The 21,861-nt window shown below is 34.9% G+C and carries 16 protein-coding genes; all 16 read right to left on the bottom strand.

Going from position 1 to position 21,861, the window contains the following annotated elements; translation table 11 throughout:
* The 16 genes from B5E79_RS00405 to B5E79_RS00325 all read right to left on the bottom strand — a co-directional run bounded on the left by B5E79_RS00405 (window position 1) and on the right by B5E79_RS00325 (window position 21,856).
* A complete protein-coding gene (locus B5E79_RS00405; RefSeq protein ID WP_087296571.1) occupies window positions 1-357 on the bottom strand; it encodes a hypothetical protein in 357 nt (118 codons plus the stop codon).
* Window positions 357-620, bottom strand: a complete 264-nt coding sequence (locus B5E79_RS00400; RefSeq protein ID WP_087296570.1) for a hypothetical protein — start codon at window positions 618-620, stop codon at window positions 357-359. Before B5E79_RS00400 ends, B5E79_RS00405 begins: the two co-directional genes overlap by 1 nt.
* An 84-nt stretch (window positions 621-704) precedes the next feature.
* A complete protein-coding gene (pilV, locus tag B5E79_RS13880; RefSeq protein ID WP_087296569.1) occupies window positions 705-3,995 on the bottom strand; it encodes a shufflon system plasmid conjugative transfer pilus tip adhesin PilV in 3,291 nt (1,096 codons plus the stop codon).
* A gap of 6 nt (window positions 3,996-4,001) precedes the next feature.
* Window positions 4,002-5,060, bottom strand: a complete 1,059-nt coding sequence (locus tag B5E79_RS00390; RefSeq protein WP_087296568.1) for a hypothetical protein — start codon at window positions 5,058-5,060, stop codon at window positions 4,002-4,004.
* A 1-nt stretch (window position 5,061) separates the two neighbouring features.
* Complete coding sequence (locus B5E79_RS00385; protein WP_087296567.1) at window positions 5,062-7,614, bottom strand: fibronectin type III domain-containing protein; 2,553 nt, start codon at window positions 7,612-7,614, stop codon at window positions 5,062-5,064.
* 2 nt (window positions 7,615-7,616) lie between these two features.
* A complete protein-coding gene (locus tag B5E79_RS00380; RefSeq protein ID WP_241147425.1) occupies window positions 7,617-14,033 on the bottom strand; it encodes a tape measure protein in 6,417 nt (2,138 codons plus the stop codon).
* A gap of 314 nt (window positions 14,034-14,347) precedes the next feature.
* A complete protein-coding gene (locus tag B5E79_RS00375; protein WP_087296565.1) occupies window positions 14,348-14,725 on the bottom strand; it encodes an HK97 gp10 family phage protein in 378 nt (125 codons plus the stop codon).
* Between the two features lie 20 nt (window positions 14,726-14,745).
* On the bottom strand, window positions 14,746-15,780 hold the full coding sequence (locus tag B5E79_RS13755) for an N-acetylmuramoyl-L-alanine amidase (protein WP_241147419.1): 1,035 nt from the start codon (window positions 15,778-15,780) through the stop codon (window positions 14,746-14,748).
* A 13-nt stretch (window positions 15,781-15,793) separates the two neighbouring features.
* The gene (locus B5E79_RS00360; RefSeq protein ID WP_087296564.1) at window positions 15,794-16,336 is read right to left on the bottom strand and encodes a hypothetical protein; all 543 of its coding nucleotides are present in this window, start codon (window positions 16,334-16,336) and stop codon (window positions 15,794-15,796) included.
* Between the two features lie 13 nt (window positions 16,337-16,349).
* Window positions 16,350-16,793 carry a hypothetical protein gene (locus B5E79_RS00355; protein ID WP_206393065.1) on the bottom strand — a complete coding sequence of 148 codons (444 nt, stop codon included), beginning with the start codon at window positions 16,791-16,793 and terminating at the stop codon, window positions 16,350-16,352.
* Window positions 16,794-16,891: 98 nt separating this feature from the next.
* On the bottom strand, window positions 16,892-17,686 hold the full coding sequence (locus B5E79_RS00350; RefSeq protein WP_206393062.1) for a hypothetical protein: 795 nt from the start codon (window positions 17,684-17,686) through the stop codon (window positions 16,892-16,894).
* 15 nt (window positions 17,687-17,701) lie between these two features.
* Window positions 17,702-18,013: a hypothetical protein gene (locus tag B5E79_RS00345; RefSeq protein ID WP_087296563.1), complete on the bottom strand. Its 312-nt coding sequence runs from the start codon at window positions 18,011-18,013 to the stop codon at window positions 17,702-17,704.
* The gene (locus tag B5E79_RS00340; protein ID WP_087296562.1) at window positions 18,000-18,323 is read right to left on the bottom strand and encodes a DUF7253 family protein; all 324 of its coding nucleotides are present in this window, start codon (window positions 18,321-18,323) and stop codon (window positions 18,000-18,002) included. Before B5E79_RS00340 ends, B5E79_RS00345 begins: the two co-directional genes overlap by 14 nt.
* Window positions 18,324-18,337: 14 nt before the next feature.
* The gene (locus tag B5E79_RS00335; protein ID WP_087296561.1) at window positions 18,338-18,655 is read right to left on the bottom strand and encodes a hypothetical protein; all 318 of its coding nucleotides are present in this window, start codon (window positions 18,653-18,655) and stop codon (window positions 18,338-18,340) included.
* Window positions 18,656-18,735: 80 nt separating this feature from the next.
* Window positions 18,736-20,427 (bottom strand): hypothetical protein, encoded by a 1,692-nt coding sequence (locus tag B5E79_RS00330; RefSeq protein WP_206393060.1) that lies wholly within the window; start codon window positions 20,425-20,427, stop codon window positions 18,736-18,738.
* A 160-nt stretch (window positions 20,428-20,587) separates the two neighbouring features.
* Window positions 20,588-21,856, bottom strand: coding sequence for a phage portal family protein (locus tag B5E79_RS00325; RefSeq protein WP_087296559.1), 1,269 nt, complete (start codon window positions 21,854-21,856; stop codon window positions 20,588-20,590).
* Window positions 21,857-21,861: the final 5 nt, after the last annotated feature.

Below are 21,861 nucleotides of genomic sequence, written 5' to 3'. Positions count from 1 at the left end.
CTATTCAGCCTCCTTTATCATGAAGATAATTGTACTTAAGTCCGTAGCTGAGATTTTAGAACCATCCAATTCTTCTAAAGTAAAGGTTTTAATATCTACTTCTTCTTCAATTTCTAGAATTTCATTGAAATCGTTTATAAAACTCTGCATAGCTTCTTGATCATCTTGTGTGATTCTATCATCATGACCATATTTACGAATGAGTTCATTTCTACGTTCGTTGATAAATTTAAGTTTATCATTCAAGATTTCTATATTTTTCTTCAAGTTATATACTACTTTGATAGGCAAATCTGAAGAGGCTAATTTATTCAAAGCATCTACAGAATGTAGAATAGTTCCGTTTTTAAGTTTCATTATTTAACCTCCCCTATTGTAGCTAGGCTTTCCTGAACTAAATAAGCTTTATCTTCAAAAGCCGCTTCTGCTTCTCTAATAGCTGTACGATTAGTTTTATAAATCGTTTTAGCTTCATCACTTGCGAAAAAGGAAGAGAAGTTTGTAGTATTTGGATCTTCGCTATTGATAGTAATTTCTTGATATTTAATAGGCACATCATCAACTTTGATGCAATTTCTCATTACAATAGATTTCTTTTCTTCATTAGTTACAATATTCATAGTGATTTACCTCCTGTATTTTTGTTATTTCTTGCATTTTCCCTCTATATACTGTTCTTAAATTATATTTCATACATATATTCCTCATTTTTCATAAAATAAAGAATTTAACTTTGATTTTAATTCATTTAATTCTTTTTTAATCATCATTAGATCGGTTTCATGGGATTGTAATACAGACACCATTGGTGGTATAAATTCAATATAATTTAATCCCCAAGATAGTTTTTTATCATCAATATCTTCACCATGATAAGGAAATTCGTTATCTCCTTCTATTATTGATGCTTGAACTATAGTAAGATCATCATATCCTATTTTTTTTATTGTTTCCGCTACATGTTGCGCTCCAAAGCCCATATGAACACGAATACCGGTGTCACCATTTCCAGTACGACGATATGAAATAGGATTTAATGACATAATAAACTGTTTAGCTTTCATGTCGCGTTTAACAATAGATTTTTGTTTTAAATCAGAGGCGGATATGGTATTGGTGAAAAACCCAGTATTCCATTTGTTTCCAGAACGTCCGATATAAGCACCACTATCTACTCCAGGTTGCCATATTGTTCTTTTAGCACCAGTAGTTTCGTATAAATAATTCAAAGTATTACCTCGTGCTTTAAATATGATCTTAGGCGATGCTTCCCACTGTATATACATATCATCAGAATTGAAGTCACCTATAATACCTCTACGATTAGCATTATTTTGTGCATCGGCACCCCCGTTATAGAAACCAATCCAACCAGAAGCGAACCTATATTCGTTTACTGAAGATACACCACGTGCAGTAATGCCACCAGTTGTATATATAGATCTGTTATTTAGACTACGAACATAAGTATTATCACTACAGTACCATCCACCACCATAGTCATTACTACGCCATCCGTTAGAACCATGTGTATAAATCCAACCGTCAGAATGAATAGTTCCTGTAATATCTAAATTAGTACCATTTATATCTTTTAAATTAGATGTCCCAGTTATAGATAAATTAGTACTATTAACAGTTGTTGCTTTAATAGTTCCTGTAGCAGTGACGTTGTTTGTATTAATAGTTGTAGAATTAAGAGTAGTAATAGTAGCATTCCCTATAGTGCCGTTAATAGTGATATTGTCATCAGAACTAATGGTTAAAGCTTTACTTGAGATAGTCATATTTTCATCACTTAAGATATACATAGCTCCAGCACTTTTAATAGTCATCTTTGTTAGTCCAATTGTAATTTCAGAACTTTCAAAATATCCATTACCAGTCGATGGGTTATAATCATTACTAATCCGTATAAAAAGCGCAATTTCTTCACGGCCAACATTTATAGCATTACTAACTGCATAAGATATATTATCAGTATATATAGTATGCATTGCACTAAAAGTATCACTATAAAGACGTGAATAAGAACTATTTAATTCAACCCATGTTAGTTTATTATCAGAATCAGTGATATATTGGATTTTTCCTTTACCACCGCATACTTCAATGACAGAATTCGTACTATTTTTACCGAGTTCTATTTTATTTACACCATAAGTAGCTACAGAATTTCCGGTCTGATCTAGAATATTAAACGCATTAGAAACAATTTGTGTTCTAAATCCAGACCAGGCTCCACTTGTTTTATTACCTACAAGTAAACCATTAGTAGAATCAAATCCTAAGAAATTTGTAGCTGTTTTAGCAGCGTCATTAGCAGCCTCCCATGAACTATCACATTTAGGTGTTGTATATTCAGTAGAGGCCGGATTTTTATATACAATCTTAGTACGTGTCCATAGATATTTACCTTTAGACCATGTAGGCATTGTAGTAACCCATGAACCTCCAGTTTGAGTGGTTTTAGAAGTGGATAAATAGAATTCAGTAGTAGTGGATGCTATACCTGTTCCGGTTGCTCCTGTAGGTCCAGTATCGCCTTTCGGTCCAGTAGGACCTGTAGCACCTGTGTCACCTTTAGCGCCTTGTGGTCCAGTAGGACCTGTAGCACCTGTGTCACCTTTAGCGCCTGTATTACCAGTTATACAAACACCAGTTGCGGATGGTGTATATTCTACACTACTATCACCATAAGTTACTTTAGTTCTTCTCCAAATATACTTTCCATTAGTCCAAACAGGTTGTGTAGTTGACCAGGAACCTCCAGCTAAAGAAGTTGATGAAGTTGATTGATAGAATTCTTCAATAGTATCGCTAACAGTGTTTCCAAAAGCAATTTCTACATTAGTATTATTAGAACCAAATGTTATACTTTTAGCAGATATATCAAGCCTATATAAACCATCTGTATCTCTGTAATACTTTAAATAATTAGATGCATCACCTATAGATATCTGACCAGTATTGTCTAAATATAGACCTCTAGTGTTGTTAGTTACTGTTTCTTTAACACCTGAATATATAGAATCTGATGTTATTTTGAATCCACCAATTGTAGCGTCAAATGCAACTAAATCGCTTACATTAATCTTTGTAGCTGTAATTGATTTTGCTAAAATAACACTACCATTCAAACTGTTTTGTTCATTCTGTTCTGCTTCTATGGTAATACCATCAGTGTTAAGTTTGTAATATAAACCGTTTTCACCTTTAATAACCAACTTATCAGCAACTAATGTATTGGCCCTGATTAAATCACCACTAATAGTAACACCAACTAATTCACCTGTTACGGTTCCATCCCCAATAATAACATCCTTAATCATACCGGACTTAGCAAAGAAATTTTCAAAAGCAGCTTTACCGATATTAGCAAAGTCTATATTCGCATAATTAGCATCTAAATCTTCCGTTTTTACATAGTCTGATTCGATAGTTCCTATCCTAGCTTTTAAAGCTGTTAAATCACCAGTAATAGTTACATTACCAGCTTTAAGTTTTTCTATTTCAGCTTTCGCAGCTGTTAAATTACCAGTAATAGTTACATTACCAGCTTTAAGTTCAGCAATGTCTGCTTTATTAGCTGTTAAACCACCTTCGATGATGACATTTTTAGCTATCAACTCATTTATTCGTGCTCTTTCTACGTCTAATTCTTTAGAAGTTATTGTATCGGCTAATATTTCATCATATTCTCCGACTTTACCTTCTATTTCTTCTACTTTGTCGTTTGGAGCTGAAGGAGTAGTTAAGTTGCCAGTAACTATAGCTGTGTGATTTTTAATTGTTAAAGTAACTCGTTCGTTTGTTTTAACGACTGAAGTTGTAACTACAGGGGTTATAAGATCTGAACCATCTATTTGTACAAATACTCCTTTATCTATACTTTTGACAGTACCATACAAAATAGTTTCAGATTTAGTTTGAGAATCCACAACTGGAGTTATAGCTTTAACTAAATCGACCGCTAAATCAGTAGATAAATCCATTTCTTATCACCCCCATAATCTTCTTGTAAATATAGCTCTTTCGCTTACTGTAACACCGGACTCACATTTGATATTTTGACTTATAACTTTAGCTTTAATATTAGTAAAACCAGCTCTTTTATAATTTAATCGAACACAATCCCCTACTCGTACTGGACAATATCCATGAGAATATGAAATAGTGTATTCTACCGAAGAAAACTCTTTTAACGATTGCTCAGCATATTCTTCTAGTTGCTTGTCTGTCGGTATTCCCGTAAAACTTGGATTAGTTATTCTTTGTGTAATCACCCTTCCACGATTTATAGTGGACAAAGGACTATTCGGATCATCGTTAACCGCTTTAGCATAACGACTTCCATAGCCATCGGAATATATAACCTCAACGACATTAGGCATTCCATATAAGTCATGATTCATAGATATCTCAGGAAGTAATATAGAACTGTTATCATCGTTATAAGTCCATACTGGTTGTAAAGAGTCTAGTTCTTGTATAGGAGAAAATAAAACTCGCCCCATTTCATCTAATGCTAAGCTATATTTTGCATTTGCTATAAGATCCGATATAAAAGTTATCCAAGTGTCATCAGTGTTAGATACGAAATCGCTATTTAAAGTTAGAGAAGAGGGCGTTTTAACTACTGGGGCCCTCATATTCTCTACACATAATCTATATCCCATATCCATAATATTTGAATTTTTAGCTATGAAATATCCAAGACTTGGACGATTTTCTTTTAATTCAATCAAAGGGGTAAATGCATCTAGACTTGTTGTTGATAGCTTACCATCAAAAGATTTAGAAGGCGTTTGCACTATATGAGTACCAAGTGGAATCTTAGCCGTTTCTTTATCTTGAGTTGCTATCAAATATGTTCGAATATAACATTCACCTAATGATTCAACTACATCGAAAGTTGCAGAACCTAATGTATCACTATCTGTTTCTCTACTAATAGAACATGATCTAACATTTTTGACACGGTTTTTATCCTTCCAAGTAGATGGATCAACAATGTAATATTCAAATGTTTGGTTCATTGAAGAAGTCCAATCAATCATTTTAAATTCCTCCTTCAACCCTTGTAACATCTAAAGTTATAGGGATCGTTAAGTCTTTATGTTTTTGGCTAAAGGAAACTGATATATTAGCCCAATATCCACTTCCTGACGGTTCCCTTACATATACATCACCGGTCCAAATAGAAAGTCGTCTAATGTTATATAAAGTGTCTACATCAGTTTTAGGAATTTCCATATTCCAAGTTGATGTTTCGCCTAACTGTGTACCATAATATGATACCGGATGTTTACGACCGATATATTTAACTAAAGACACATCAACCGCTCTATTATCTGAAATATCAATGTTATAAGGTAGCTTTAGTAAAGAAGTCGTAAATGGTGGATTTTCTATAACATCTTCATTTGTTGTATCGAAGGTACTCCATTCTTCATCCCACTGTATAATTACAGATGACTCATTTACAGGATATGCAGGACAATCATAAGGAGTAATTACACCTGTAGTGTTGTCAATTCCAATTATCCTATATCTTGCATAATCTAAGGATGGGTGGGGATCAATCACTATGCTTCCATCAGTATTATTTAAATCGCTAGCAATTTCTAAATATGTTCCATCAAATTCTCTTCTATAGACTGATAAGGACATATTTTCAATTAAAGAACCATTAATATCTAGACAGTATGGTTTTATATATGTTGTTAATGTTTCTCTATCAAACGATATTTCAGCATCTGGTTCATAAGACATTCCGTATATTTGGACTTTAAAATCCGAAGATGCCTCGGCTGTTAATCCGGAGTCCATAGAAACTTTACAAACTACTTTATAACTAATCTCTGCTACTAAATCTATATCACTTGGTGTTAAAGTAGCACTCATAGTTTCTGTTGTAATATCGAAGTATTTTGAATATATTTCGTCACCTTCATTAATATATTTAGATTTTCCAAATGCATCTGTAAAACTATAAGCTTCGTTAGATATAACTGATAAATAATAACCAATAGGATTCTGGTTCTTAGGAAATGATTCACAGTCAACATATATAGGGTAAGATGCAAGTTCGTATTCAGCATTACCAGCTGTATCTGTAACATGAATAGACAAAGTTGGTGGTGCGTAAACATCAATATTTCTCATGATTGACCATTCACTGTATTCATTTGTAATACCTGATGTTCTAACACGCCATTCTATTTTAGTACCTTCAGTAAATTTTGAAGTATTGCTGATAGTATAAGAATATGTCGTTTCCTCTTCGTCATCTCCAATAGTTCCCTCTTTAGTATGTGTTTCTTTAACGCTATCTACATACATTTCTATTTCTGCATTTTTCATATGTGATTCATCTTTAGAATTATGAATCCAATATAATATTACAGTTTCGCCAACTACCAACGTTGTAGAAGAAGACCAGGTAGTTGGAGGATTTGGGTTTTCACCTATAATAACTGAACTAATAGGTGACCAGCCAGAACTTCCTTTATCATTTACAGCTCGAATTCTAAAGAAATATTCATAACCAGGTTCTAGTCCTGTTTTAATATAGTAATTTTTATCAACACTAGAAATAATGGTAGTCCCATCAGAACTACCGAAAAATCTCTTTTCTGTTGTATATTCTATATCATATGTTGTTGCATTATTTACTACTTCCCATTTCAAATATATAGAAGTTTTAGAATCAGCTCTTAGTATAGTAAAACCTTTTGGCATCCTAGGCCTTGTAGTTAAGCTTTCTGAATAATCAGTCCAATCACTATAAGATTCAAATTTTCCATATATATTGATAGCTCTTATTCGAACCCTATATTCTCCACCAGCAGCAACATTAGTCGAATATATGGATCTTGCTGTATTAACATTTCCTTTAGCGGTTTTGATTCTTCTTATTCCGTCATAAACTGTGAACTCTATTTTATCAGTTCTAGGGTCAGTTATATTTTCAACTTTTACAGTAAGCTTTAATCCATTTAATTCTATTGTTGGTACTGGAGGAACTTTTGGTGGATCTGTTAGTAATAAATGAGTGGCATATCGTTGCGTTCCTGTCCAATAATAAGTGTCTTTCCCGTTTACTTTATGTTTTTTAGCAACTGGTACTACGCTAATCTTTATACTTAAAGCATTTTCAGGAGGAGTATAAGTTGACTGTCTAACACTAGCAGGTGTGGTTGTTTCAGTTCCAACAAACCATATACCATCGCCTGTACTATAAGACCATTTAATTGAATAATGATCCAAAGTTGAACTTGCAACTACACTATCTCCGTAACCAGCTTTAACTATATTTCCAATGCTGATTGCTACGTTTAGAGTATTAGTTCCAGTTGAGTTTTTGCCTAATGTTACTTTTCGTCCTTCTATGTTAGTAACATACCATCTATGACTTCTTACCCAAGACTCTATTAATGTTCCGTTATACCATTGTGTAGCAGTTCCTTTAATCATTACTAAATCGCCTTTTTTAATTACACCAGTCGGTATAGTAACATTCTTTGAATCTTCGTCGAAATCCCAACTAGAGAAATACGTATTGCTAGTTTCACTTTGTTTTTCTATCGAAAGATTTGTTACATAAGCCATTCTTATTTCCTCCTTTCTATATTAGCTACTTTAATTATAGTCTTAACCGCATCTGCAACATTACTTCTGTCATCATAAGTAATACCGTCAACTATATATGTGTCTCCTACTGAATTTCTAATTGATTTCTTAAGATCTTTAATAGCATGCACTATATCATTATTATCTCCATTTTGATTTAGGTTAATAGATCCACTCAGTGCTCTGATACGACCAACAGCACTAATAGTCTGTTCAGACCCAAATAAACCATTGATAGATCTAACTCCGGATCTTACATTAGATAAATCTAAAACTGGACTGATAGTTGGTTGAATATCAGTATCAATATCAAATGCTTTACCGATAGTTGCAATAGCAGCATTTAATCCATCAGAAGCACTACTAGCCATATCTCTACCTGAGCGGTAAGAAATATCTACATAATCAGATAACGCATTAACGAAACCTTGACCTGCGTAATCACCTATACTGTAAAATACTTTTGATGGTGAACGTTCATCTAATTGTTTTCTAGCAGCCTCATCAGCGGCTCTAGCCATAGCTCTAGCCATAGCAGAAGCTAAATATGTATTTGCACTAATACCAGCAGCGAAACCTTGAACCACATACTTACCAGCAGTTTTAAAGTTATCATACGCAGCTTTGGCTCCTTCAGCAGCATCCTTGGCTATTTTCTCAGCAGCTTTCATTGAATCTCTCTTGCTAGAATCCATTCCCTTATTAAGTTCTTTAATAAGTTTCTCGCCAGCGCTATTGAAATTACTCTTGTTCTTAGTCAGAGCATCAACAGCACCTTTAGCAATAGTTGACATTGTAGAATTAACATCTTTTTGACCTGATTTTAGACCTTTAATAAATCCATTGATTGCACCAATACCCGAATCTATAAATTTCTTTGAACTTTGTCCGAATGCTTCTAAGAAACCTTGAACATTTGTCTTAGCTAGAGCATCAATAGCAGCTTTGAAACTGAAGGCAGCTTCTGTATTAATACCATCCATATTTCTAACCATTTTAGATAAAGCATTTGCAACAGTCACAGAGTTGTTAACATTTTCAACACTAATTCCAGCCACTTTTTCAGAATATTTTTTCAGACCTTCACCAAATGGAATAAGTTTAAGTCCAAAGTCTGAAATGTCGTCCCCTCCGCCGAATAGCCAATCCCAAAATCCACCACTACTAGCTTCGTCAATCTTTTTAGAAAGAGAAACTAATGCGTCAGCAGCTTTTACGGAATTATTAATAGCATCAGGGTTAATAGTTGAAGCCATCATAGAATATAACATTAATCCTGTACCAAATTGAACTAAGTTAGTACCAAATTCACCCATATCGTTATCGCCCATAATAAAAGCCATGAGTCCTCCTGTATTAGGAAGCTTTTGAGCTAATTGTACTAGTCCATCGGCGGCAGTCGCTGATGCAGTAATTGCTTCGGCATTGACTCCAGCCACTTTTTCTGAATACTTAGCAAGTGATTCGCCAAATACTACTAATTGAGGCCCCCATACATCTAGAGTATTATCACCTGTAAAGAATGATACGAGTCCACCAGTATTAGGAACACTTTCGGCCAATTTTGTTAAAGCCTGACCCGCAGCAGCTGATTTTTCAACAACTTCTGTATCAATTCCGGCTACAACATTAGAATATTCAACCATAGCTCTACCAAATGGAACTAATTTTTCACCAAATTCGGCTAATGAATCACTACCTGTTAAGAATTCGGTAATCTTGTCTAATAAATTTGCTCCAGTAATATAAAGAATAGCTTGAGCTAAAGCTTTTGTTCCTTCAGCCATCTTAGGATCTATCGTATTAGCACCTTCAATAAACGGTTTTAAGTTTTCCATAAAACCTGAAAGTTTAGTACCAACATCAGGAAGTCCTTCTGTAGCAGCTGTTAAAACTCCATTAACAATACCACCTACGAATGAACCTAAACCTTCGCCGATAGCTTGGAGAATTCCAATGCCTTTATTTAAGAATTCTTCAAGTTGAGGAAAATATGTTGTTAATGCTCCAATAGCACCCATAACAACACCTAAGGATGTAATTAGAGTTAACAGTGATCCAATGCCAATAAATGATGATGGACCCATTAAACCGATTACTGTCAATACTGCTAACGCTCCAGTCATAGCTAACAATAAAGTTGATAATGATGTAGCTAATGGAATAGCGGCATCTACATTCATATCTTGAAGTAAATATAAAACGCCACCAATTAATCCAACAATCAATGTTAGAGCACCCATAGCAACTATAGCCATTGGTGATACTGCTCCAATTTTACTAATAAGCGTCATTGAAACGGATAGAGCCAACAGTAAAGTTGATAGTGCCGCAGCATTTGCTAGTGTTGATTCAACAGGTAATCCTTGCAATACAGCTAAGATTCCACCCAGCATACCGACAACAACAGTCATGAGAATTAATGGTCCTGTTGTTCCTTTAACTCCATTTAGTGATCCAAGAACTTTTGTCATGAGTGTAAACATACCCATAACGGCACTTAAAGCACCTGTAGCAACTATAACTTTCTTAGTATCCAAGAAACTTAATAGCGTGATAATACCAGCAATAGCGATTAACGGAACAGTCATTTTCATTAGCATAGTTCCTGCTTTATCAGCATTTGCTCCAGCTGATTTAGATATTCTAATCATGAGTGTCATAACACCCATCAACGAAGATATAGCAAGAGTTCCTTTAACAATATCACCTACAGAAACACCTGCTAAGACTTTGATTGCAACTGCTAAAACGCCAATACCTACTGACATTTTCATAAGCATATTACCAGCAGCGGAAGCATTCTTACCAGCATATTGCGATACTTTAACGATAGCAGCAAATAACAATTCACAAGAAGCAATAACAGCAATACCTTTAACAATATCCCCACCTGATAGTCCCGCAATAAGTCTAATAGTTAAAGCGAGGATGCCGATAGCAGCAGACATTTTAAGAATCATTGATCCGGCCTTTGAAGCATTATCTCCAGCTGATTTTGATACTTCTACCAAAGATTTGAATAATACTGCTGAAGCTGCGATGACAGCTCCACCTTTAATTACATCATTCGTATCTATTGTAGCTATAAGTTTAATAGTCAAAGCTAATATACCAATAGCTATGGACATCTTAAGTAACATCTTTCCGGCTTTATCTGCATTTTCTCCAGCAAGTAATGACACTGCTATAAGTCTTTCAAATAGAATGCTACAAGCTGTAATGACAGCTAATCCTTTAGAAATATCACCAGCAGATAGAGTTCCAATAAGTTTCATGACTAATGCTAATATACCAATAGCAACGGCCATTTTAGTAAACATCTTACCAGCTTTATCCGCGTTGAAAGATACTAACGATAATACAGACATAGCTGCAAATAACAATCCACAAGCACCTAATACCGCTATACCTTTGACAATATCTCCAACTGACATAGTTCCAATTAATTTAATAACTAATGCTAAGATTCCTAAACTTACAGATAATTTTAGGAACATCTTTCCTGCTTTATCGATACTTCCAGCGGCATCTGCTTTCACAAATACCCCAAAAGCAATCATGACTCCAGCCATGGCCGCCATAAGAAGCGATAATTCTAATACTGCCCCCATTCCTGAAGCAAAATCAACACCTGCTAATTTCTTTAAAGCAAATGACATGATTAACATTGAAGCTGACATAGCTAACATGAGAGTTCCAAGCTTAGCAAATTCAAATTTACCAGCAGGACCGCTTACTTTCTCACTGACCTTCATTAAAGCCATTAATCCAGCACCAAGAACTGTAACAACAGCTACAGCATTCCATAGCTTACCAATATCAACAGTTGCTAATGCGACCAATGAAAGTGCCAGTATACCAATAGCCTTTGCTAAGTTGAGTAAATATTCTGATTTAAGATTCTTAGTTCTTTGATCAATATTCTTAGAAACACTACCTAGAACATCTCCAAGTCCGTCTAAAACTTTTGAAAATCCTTCAAATGGAGAAGCAAACTTATCTAAAATATTTGTAATCTTATTTAAGAAGAATACAGCGCTTCCTAAAGAACCTAAGACAAATACGTCTCCGAAGTTAATTCCACTAAAAATATCCATGATAATATCAACAATACCTTTAGCTCCTTGACTTAATAAGGACAATCCATTTTGAAGTCCCATGCTAAGTCCTTCCATAATGTACTGTCCGATCTCCATAAAGACCGTAGATGGTGAATGAATTCCTAAATAATTCTTAGCAGCATTTACCAATGTTTCAGCAACAGTCGTAATAGCAGTCCATACCGCATTGGCCCCTGTTTGAAGACCATTAACAAGACCATCAATGACGTTTTGTCCAATTGTAGAAAGATCAACATTAGCAAAATTCTCTTGAATGGCTACTCCAAGTTTCTCTATTCCTTTAAGCAAATCTTTCGGTTCGAAATCATTAATGCTTGTTAAAGTATCAAAGAACTCGATGACAGCATCTATAGATTCACCAAAGTTACTATAGATATAATCACCTATAGTTTTGAAGATATTAAGAAAATCTTCAAATCCTTTTTGTACATCTGGTAAACCTAATGCATAATCAATAAGTGCCGCAATAGCTTTACCTAAATTTACAATTAAAGGAACAACAAATTCAATAGCATTACCTAATAAACTATGTTCCTCTATCCAATCTCGAACAGCAACAATAGCATCGCCAATCGTTGCAGTAATTTCAAGAATCGTTGCATTACCTAAACCTAAAGCTTGCCATAATGTACTAGCTACTTTAGAAGCTATAGTAAAGGCAATTTTAAATGATCCACCAGCAACCCAACTTACCATATCAAGGATTGCAAATAAACCTTTCAATGTTCTTGTTAAGTTCTCAGCTTCTCTATCACCAATAACTAGATGTTCTGTAAAAGCATGGAATGTTTCTAGAAAACTATAAAGACCAGCTCCACCATCTGATGGAAATGCGTCGTTCCAAGCAGCACCTATTGCCTTAAATATAGTGATAATAGGTTGAGCCATGTTTGCTAACGAATCCCAGAATAACTCTCTACCCGATGGTTTATTTAATCGTTCAATTAAACTGTTTAAAGGAGTCCCAGCTTTCTCAGCTTCTTCAGCTAATTTTCGAATAGCTTCAACTTCTTCATTAGTATAACCAACAGCTTTTAATTGAGCATCTGATAAATCTTCAAGTGTTAATTTATGTCCATCGACAGTTTTATTAACTAACTTTTGTACTTCAGCGTAATCATATCCAGCTTTCTTAAGAGCCTCTATACGTCCAGTATCTACATTCTTATAATCCCCACGCCAAACGTCATTGACCACCTTTTGGAATTTCTTAAGTTTGGCAGTCATATCTTCTGTAGATTTGGAAGTTTCTTTATTTATTCCAGCTATATTTTTAAGAGTTTCCACAACTAATTCTTTAGAAATAAGACCCTTTTCTATAACAGCCGATAAAGAACCTTCTTTCTCGATCATTTGATCTAATGATTTTCCATGAGATTTTGCAACATTTGCAAGTTCTTTCTGGAATTTTTCAGTTGATACTCCAGCCGCATTAATCTTCTCTTCCAATTGAGACCAAGCAGAATCAAAAGCTCCTCCAATAATAGCATTACGGGCATCAGACATAGCATTAATCCAGCCTCCAACAGTTTCAGAAATACCTGTAAGTAATTCTCTAGCCTGTTCAAAGTCACCAATAATATATTCCCATGTTTGAGTCCATCCTGATTGAGCAGCTTCTTTCAAAGTATCAAATAACTGTGTAAATGTTTTAACCTTTGTAGCTGAATCAACGGCTGTTTGAGCCAACTCAGCAATTTCTTTTGCTTGTTTCTCTGAATATCCTTGAGCAATCAAATCGGCTTCAGTATAAGCGCCTGATAATTGCGTTAAGGTTTCGGTTAAGACTTCTGTTGTCAACCATCCACCTCTAGTCAATGATTCTCTAAATGAACCATACTTTTTGATCATTCCGTCAACATTATAACCAAAGTGTTCTGCCGTTCTCTTTAAGGCATTCTGGAATAACTCACCACCCATACCAGCGTTGACTACTGAGTTCCAGTCCATTAATTGTACTTTACCAGCAGCAATCGCTTGAGAAAGCTGATACATGGCTGTCGATGCTTGTTGTGCGTTTGAACCCGATACAGCCGCTAAGTTTGCAATACCTTTAATTGAACTTACTGCCATATCCAGATCAACACCGGCTGCGGTAAATGTACCAATATTTCTTGTCATTTCAGTAAAGTTGTAAATTGTTTGATCGGCATACTTGTTCAATTCATCCAATGCCTTATTGACATCTTCAAGCGTACTACCTTTATGTTGGGTGTTTGCTAAAATAGTCTGAACAGCATTAATCTGTGTTTCATACTCTTGAAAACCAGACATGATAGGGTCGAGTGTTAATGCACTGATCATGCGTTTACCAGTATTAACTGCTTGGTTAGCGATGTTTGCTAAAGCAGTCACGCCAATAACATCTAATGCTGAAAATCGAGCTTGTACAGTATCAACAGCACTGTTAAGACCATTCATATTAACTTTACTAGCAGACTTAGAAATGTTATCAAGAGCTTTATTAGCTCCTGGAAATTTTAATTTTTCTTTTAAACGATCTAGAGTTCCGATTGTAGTTTTGACATTATTCTCAAAATTTCGATTGTCAAACTGCATGGAGACGACTCTTTCATCAATTGTTTTACTCATCCTCTAGTCACCTCCCTCCAAGCATCTTCTACAATTTTGTCAAAGATAGGTTGGATTGCAGGATTGATATAATCACGTCCTTGAACATATCCTCCATTTCTTGTTCCATGACCATATTGCAGAATAATAGCAATTGGAATTCCATTTTGAACATTTGAATTAAGAAAGACGATTTCAACAAGTCCTTTCTTTTGAGTAACTTGGTAATACCAAGATTGAGAAGTCAATCCGGTATCAACAGGAGTTGCCGAACGTAAAGCAGCAACCCCTTGCCTACCGTATTTATCAAGAGATCTGATATTGATTCCTTTTTTAGCTCTTTCTAAGAAACGAGTTGTGATATCCCAATTCCCTCTTGATTTAAAAGTAATCATGTGAATTTCCTCAAAAAAAATTAAGCTTTCTTCAATTTACCTTGTGAAGCTAGCTCTAATAGATAAACATTATCTGAATAATCTCCATCATAGTTAGAAATACCATTGGCTTTAGCAATCTTCTTACGATTATTCATGGAAGAATCAACGCCAATAGATTTCAATCCATCAACGATAGAAGTTGATTTAAACTTTTTATAATATTGAGTAGATGAAGTTGTAGGTTTAGTAGTTGTAGAAGTGGAACTTCCAGGTTTCTTCAACTTACCTTTCTTAGCTAATTCGAGAAGCTTAACGTTGTCATCGTAATCTCCTGAGTAATTAGAGATTCCATTAGCAGCGGCAATCTTCTTACGATTAGTCATTGATGAATCAACGCCAATAGATTTCAATCCATCAACGATAGAAGTGCTGTTAAATGCTTTATAATAGCTTGATGAAGAAGTAGAAGTTGAAGGTTTAGATGCTGTGCTAGAAGATGAAGTTTGACCCATAGCTTTTGCTACATCATTTCTTACATCGTCCATGTCTTTACCGAACTTATTAAACCAATGGTAAACATCACTATGATTAGAAGCGATTCCTAATTTATGACCATCTTGGTGACAGATAATGACGTTTTCTCCTTTAGGATTTAGTCCATTTTCTTTACATAAAAAAGCTGTCAATTCGACAGCCTCTTTGTATACAGCATTAAAATAATCTTTATCTTTTAAGTCATCTTCACAAATCTCAAATCCAATGTATTTGTCATTTCCACTTCCTCCACAATGCCATCCACGATAATTCCAAGGTAATGTCTGATAAGTACATACTTTACCATTCTTATCTTTTCCAATAAACGCATGAACACAAACCTCTCTTCCATCTGGTAAAGCTCTATTCCAGTCATTGTTGTTGGGATTGTTTCCTAATTTTCCATCATCTGGTTGTACATAACGTTTTAAATTAGGATTATTGGCTCCTGTCGAATGCCACATAACCCCTTTTACTGTGATTTTCTTACCTGCTTTATAGCAGTTATTTTTAGTTAAAAGACACTTTCTTAAATCCATAATAAAATTCCTCCTAACCTTTAGAGTTTAATTTCTTTCTACGAGCAGCATTTAAAGCTACTTGTTGCGACATGATTTCTTTACTACTCATCTTCTTTTTAGGTGCATTCTTACGGCCGCAAACCTCTATTAAAGTGAGCAATCTATTCAAATGCCAGCGCTGACACTCAAATGGTATTTGACATGCGATCATTGCATAATAAATAGTTTCGGATGTTTGAATTTCTCCGGTCTTTCTCTGATGTGGTAATTTTTTAAATGTTGTAGCAGTCATTGGGTTTTCTATATAGTTAAAAATGGCTTGTAGATTCTCTTGAGTAAGGAACCCATAGACTTTTGAATTGATGTGCCTATTTAGTGTCATACATCGTATATAATCTATCTGCTGTTCAGTAGTTTTCGGTTTACCATCTAGGAATGGGGTGTGCCATTTAGCTTCCCATTTTGAAATTGAAATTAAAGAATGCTCTAATTGCAACGTTACTTCTTTTGTATAATCAAAAGTTTGAGTTGCATCATTAAATGTTTCCTGAGCCGGTATAACAACTTCAAGCATAAGTCATCCTTCTTTAGTTTTGTTCAATAGCTTTTTGATCATTATCCATGAAAGCTTTCAAATCTTCTTTTTGCACTTTATCAGAAATATCTTTTGGAAGAATTCCAAGAACAAAATCTGATGCTTCTTTATCATTAGTAGCTAATCTCATGTAAATTTGTGAGTATGCAGGGTGTTGTTCGAAAGCAGCTCTCACTTCATCATTTTTAACGAAACGTTTACCATCTTCAGTTTTCACACCGTATGCTTTGGAAACGAGCTGTTTAAAGATTTTCATGATTGATCTTGTATCTTTAGCAGCGACGATTTTCTTTAGAACACTTGACATGCTCCCAATCATACTTCCATCCAACCCAAGTTCCATATCCATAAGTTCTGCCTGAGTAAGATTGAAATAAAAATCCTCTTTTCTTTCTACACCATTAAAATCAACATAAGTTTCAGTAATTTTTAACATATTAAGTTCTCCTTTCAGTTTTTTGACAATAAAAAAAAGAAGACTCATTGCTTATAACAAGTCTTCTTTTCTCCAAAATAATTTTTATACAATCAAGCTTAGTCTTCAGAAGCCATGATAGTTGCAATTTCAGTTGGTAAAGGTAATCTTGCATCAACTTTACCAGTATAGTATTTGTTTTCCGCCCAAGATGGAGCAACTCCACTTCCTGATACAGCAGTAAACTCAGAACCAGACTTTTCAAAGTATTGAGCATAATTTTCTGCCCAATCTTCAGGTTGAGTTGTAGTTAATTCATAATCTTTACCATAAATAATATCTTCTAATGCCTTTAATTGCGTTGGTGTTGCTTTTGTAGAATCAACGACAATTGTAGCAGATGGTTTTCCACCAGGAACATCTACAGGTGTTGTAGATACTTCCCAAGACATTTCAGAAGCTTCTGGTGAATCATTGATAGTGTTATAAGCAGATTCAGATGGAGCTGCTAATGCACCATAAACGAAATGCAATTTATATCCATATGCTTCTTTTTGAATATCGTTACCAATCAATGTTCTATAAGTCATACCGAATGGTGTACGGGTTTGTTGCCCAGCAAATACACCTGGCGCTAATTCCATTAAACCATTACATGCGGCAAATGCATCAGGAAAAGTATAAGCACCAATTGTTGCAGCAAATTCTTCTGCTGAAATCAAGTTAACATACTTACCATTGTTAGCATACAAAGCAGTAGGCTCAGCACCAGAAGGGCTTTCGGTAACAGAAGTTAACCCATTCCATGCTTCACCCATTGGGTAATCACCGGCTTCTGATTGAGGATAGATAACACCTCTATCAATACCAGTTTCGTACAAACGTTCACCAGTTTGATCCCATTTTAATAGCATTTTAAAATCCTCCTTTTAAATATAAAGTGTAAAGGTGTCATGATTAAGACCATCGGAAGTGAAATGTCTATCAAAATTACACATAGGCAACTGTGAAACTTTGTAAACAATCTCACTATCAGGGTCATGATCAATGACTGTAATTAAAAAAGCACAGTATTGGTTGTATACTGTGTTGTTTCCATATTCATTAAGAATGTCATCTCTAGAATATATGATACATGGGTATTTTAGTTTGGCAGATTCAGGTGGTTGAAAATATACATTATCATTTCCGATAATTTCTTTAAGAATCTTATGCAAAGTTTCTCTATTAAATATCGGCATTATAGACTTCTCCAGTTGTTAATATAAGTCTAGGAAATGATACTTCAACACTTGTAACTTTCCACTTTACACCCATGTATTCTAAATAACGTATTGTGGAGAAATGCTCATTAGCGTATGGATCTGCTAGGATGCTTATAACATTCGAGATAATCACATTGTCATTCAACTCTTGAGTTGCGACATGCTTACCATACATAGGATTAACAAGTTCTCCATAATACGATTTCTCAACTATAGTTTCTTTCCATACACCATAGTCATCTAATTGAGTTTCAGCAAACCCAACAGTTCCATAATATTTCGCCATTTTGAATTATCTCCTTACTCACTTGCTGGAGTTAGAACTAATCTTGAGATGTCGTAGTTTTCAACATACTCTTGTTCATCTACTGTTGTTGTGACTTTAATAGTCTTGATAGTCTTATCTTTAATTCTACCAACAAACATGCGGTCTTCATCTAATTCGACAGGACCTTTAGTTCCTCCAACAAGTTCAACAGTAATAGAATCTGGTTCTTCAACATTAGTGTCGAATTTAATTGCCAAATAATTTCCAGATTGTTCTTCAGAAACAGAACTGAATCCTGTATAACCAGTTACATATTTTAATGTACCTACTATACGATTATTAGAAAGCACTTTAACACCTGTTTGTAAATCTTCGGCATTCTTACCTAAAAGATCAACACCCTCATCAACAGGAGAAACGAGGGTGTCTACTAAAAAGTTCCAGTTACATCTTCTTCCAAAGCGATAGCTGAATAAGGTCTAGTTAATGCTCCAGATACACGAGTTTCAATCAAGTATTTTTCTTGGTTGAAGTCAATGTCGAATTGGTTAAATCTAGTGATTTCTCCACCTTTAGTAGCACCAACATTGTAATCTGCCAAGTTTACAAATAAACCTAATAATTTCTTCTTTTTAGATCCAGCAGCTTCTCTTACTAAACCATCAAATTGTTCAGCAGTTTGGATAGAATTAACATTTAAAGCTGTAGCTAAGTCAGAAACAGAATCATAAATTCTACGACCATTTAAGTCACGAGCTAATAACATCATATTTAATACATGTGGAGCACAATAGAAATCTAAGCTTCCGCTTCCTTTGTATTGTTCACGAGCATATAACGCTGATTGAATAATAGCTTCTGCATAAACATAGTTATCACCGAAGTTAGCAGAAGTATTAGTTCCTTGTAATGATTTCTTCATACCAGCAATATCAACATCAGTATGAATAGTATATAACTCATCATCTTTCCAGATTGGTCTAATGTGAGTTTCGTCGATTTTATCTTCGTCTCCTTCTTCACGTCCATCGCCAACCATGATAGCCATTGCTAACTCTTCGTTAAGATTCATTCTCATGATTCCATATAAGTATTCAACTACATCGAAATCAACGATATCAACAATGTCATCTCTGTCTAATTTGTCTTTAACATAAACTGTTTGTGGGTCAGTAGTTCTCTTTAACAGTTTAATGTTAGCCATATCTTTCTTTTTAGCTGATTTCTTATATCCGTAAGCTCTAATCTGTTTATCACGAATATCAGCTTGACGAGTTCTGATACGGCTGAATGGTGTTTTACCAACTTTCTGCATTACAGCAGCAATCCAAGTTTGGTCTCTAGAAATAATATCTGGAGCTCCTGGTTTAATGTCTTTGAAGTCTGGGAACAATGTATCAATAGAATCAATACCATGAGCCAATTGTTCTCCATCAACGCTCATAGATTTAGAAGCAACATAATCTTCTAAAGCATTTCTGAAAGTACCTACTGATTTATTTTTAGCATTAGCAAGAATCGCCATTTGATCAGAATGAGCGATAAAATTGTCTTGCACTACTTCAGCACCTTCTTCAAATAAGTTGTGTTTCATTTCTTCTTTTCCTCCTTCTGAGTTGTCAGTGTTGTCTTCTGCATCAGGATCTTCACTTTCTAAAGCGGCTCCTACTAATGCATAAACAAGAGTCTTTTGATCATCAGTTAAAGAATCAAATAATTCTTGTGGATCTTGTACTGCGTTATCTTCATCTTTAGATCCTTCGGTTTCATCTTTCTTAGTATCGCTTTCTGTCTTTTTACTTTCAGATGATTCTTTAGGTTCTTCAGCATGACAAACAATTTCAGTATCAATTGCCGTAAGAATATAAGCTTCTTCTTCTGATTCTTGTCCATGAGCTATTACGTTATCTATATAAGCTTTTGGGTTTGCACCCGCAAGAACAAGACTAACTTCACGAATATTACCGTGAATAACATCATTTCCATTCTGCTTTAATGAATTCGCAAAGATGGAAAACGCTCTAATATCTCCATGTTCAACTAATTGCTTAGCTGTACGACCACCAACTGTATCGTTAAAAGATACATATGTATAAACACCTTCAGGTCGATTTTCTAACAAAGCATGGCCTAGAACATTGGAAACTTCACCATGTTTGTGATTCCAAACTACAGGAACAACTTGTCCATTGTTGGCTTTGAAAGCATCTCTACGGATAGTTCTTCCATCAGCACAAAGGACATCATTAACTGTAGCCCAACCGGAACAATCATAGTTGTTTTTATCCATTTTGAATTTCCTCCTTATCTTTATCTTCGATCCCTTTCAGATCTTGGCTCGTCTGATCCTTTTGAAGCTCTGATTCGGGTTGATTCAAATTCTTATTTCTCAACTCATCGGCTTTCGGATCTTTAGATGGTTTCCATCCAATTGTTTGTCTCATTTCATTCGAAGAAGCAATTTCATTACGAGTTAATTTATCTGAAATTTCAGCTAATTCACTAACCGGAACTAGCTTAAATGGATCTCTAAAGAACATAATAGACTGACCTTGAGTTCGGGCAGTCTTAGTTAGGAACTTTCTTCTCATTTCATCAACAAAAGCAGCAGCAATAGGTTCAACTATTCGATTATAATAATTGAGCATTGTCTTATCATCTGCTGATCCATCTAGAATAGATTGAGTAATCCCTAATTGGCTATACAAGAGATTTTGCAGATACTCAATTTGGCTCATCAAATTGTTTTCAACCGGACGATTTAATTGAATAACTCGTTCAGTTGAATCGATGTAAGCAATACCATACTTACTGTCATATAATTGATCTTCAACAGCCTTTCGTCTTTCTTCCGCTTGTTGTTTACGTAAGTTTGATTTAACTGTATAAGGAAGCTGAATAATCAAATCTAATTTTCCAGATGCGCTTTGTTCGTCGATTGCATCTAGCAAACTTAGTTTTCTAATTAATCGCTGCATAGTTGAGTTTGATTGATTCATCACCGTATAGAACGGATTCTCAATGATTGCAGCAATACTTTTAGGAATGATTCGATCTTCCTTAATACCGGTCTGTTCGTTATAAAGACGAACCTTAATATGTTTTGGATACCAGGTTAAAATTTGACCAACTCTAATTGACTCAATATCATAACCGCCTGTTATGTTAGGATCCAAATTTGTATCAATTGGAACTAATGCTATAGATCCCTCATCAAACATTGAAAGCGATGCATCTTGGAAGAAGGCACGTGATGTTTGATCAAGGTTTGCTTCTAATGTCAAGCAAGTATTAAGTCCTGTGGTTTTTGTTTCCGAGTATCTCCCATCTTTATCCAACTGAACATGTTCGAAAGATAACTGAGAAACATCCAAAGCGATACGATTGTAAATAGAAGTAACTATAGATCTTTCATTACCTCTACTGAATCGCATTCGGTCAGGTCTTGTTGAAGAACTTGAACCATAATAGTTATTTGTATAAGTAGGGTTCCTATTCATTTGGAAAGCATTCCAGGCATGTTTTAACCTAGATGGAATTGATAACTCCATTTTGA

Origin of the sequence: Massilimicrobiota sp. An134 (genome assembly GCF_002160815.1) — a bacterium.
In the GTDB taxonomy this organism is placed as follows: domain Bacteria; phylum Bacillota_I; class Bacilli_A; order Erysipelotrichales; family Coprobacillaceae; genus Allocoprobacillus; species Allocoprobacillus merdigallinarum.
The sequence above is the reverse complement of the archived record's forward strand: the minus strand, read 5'-3'. Positions and strand labels throughout refer to the sequence as shown.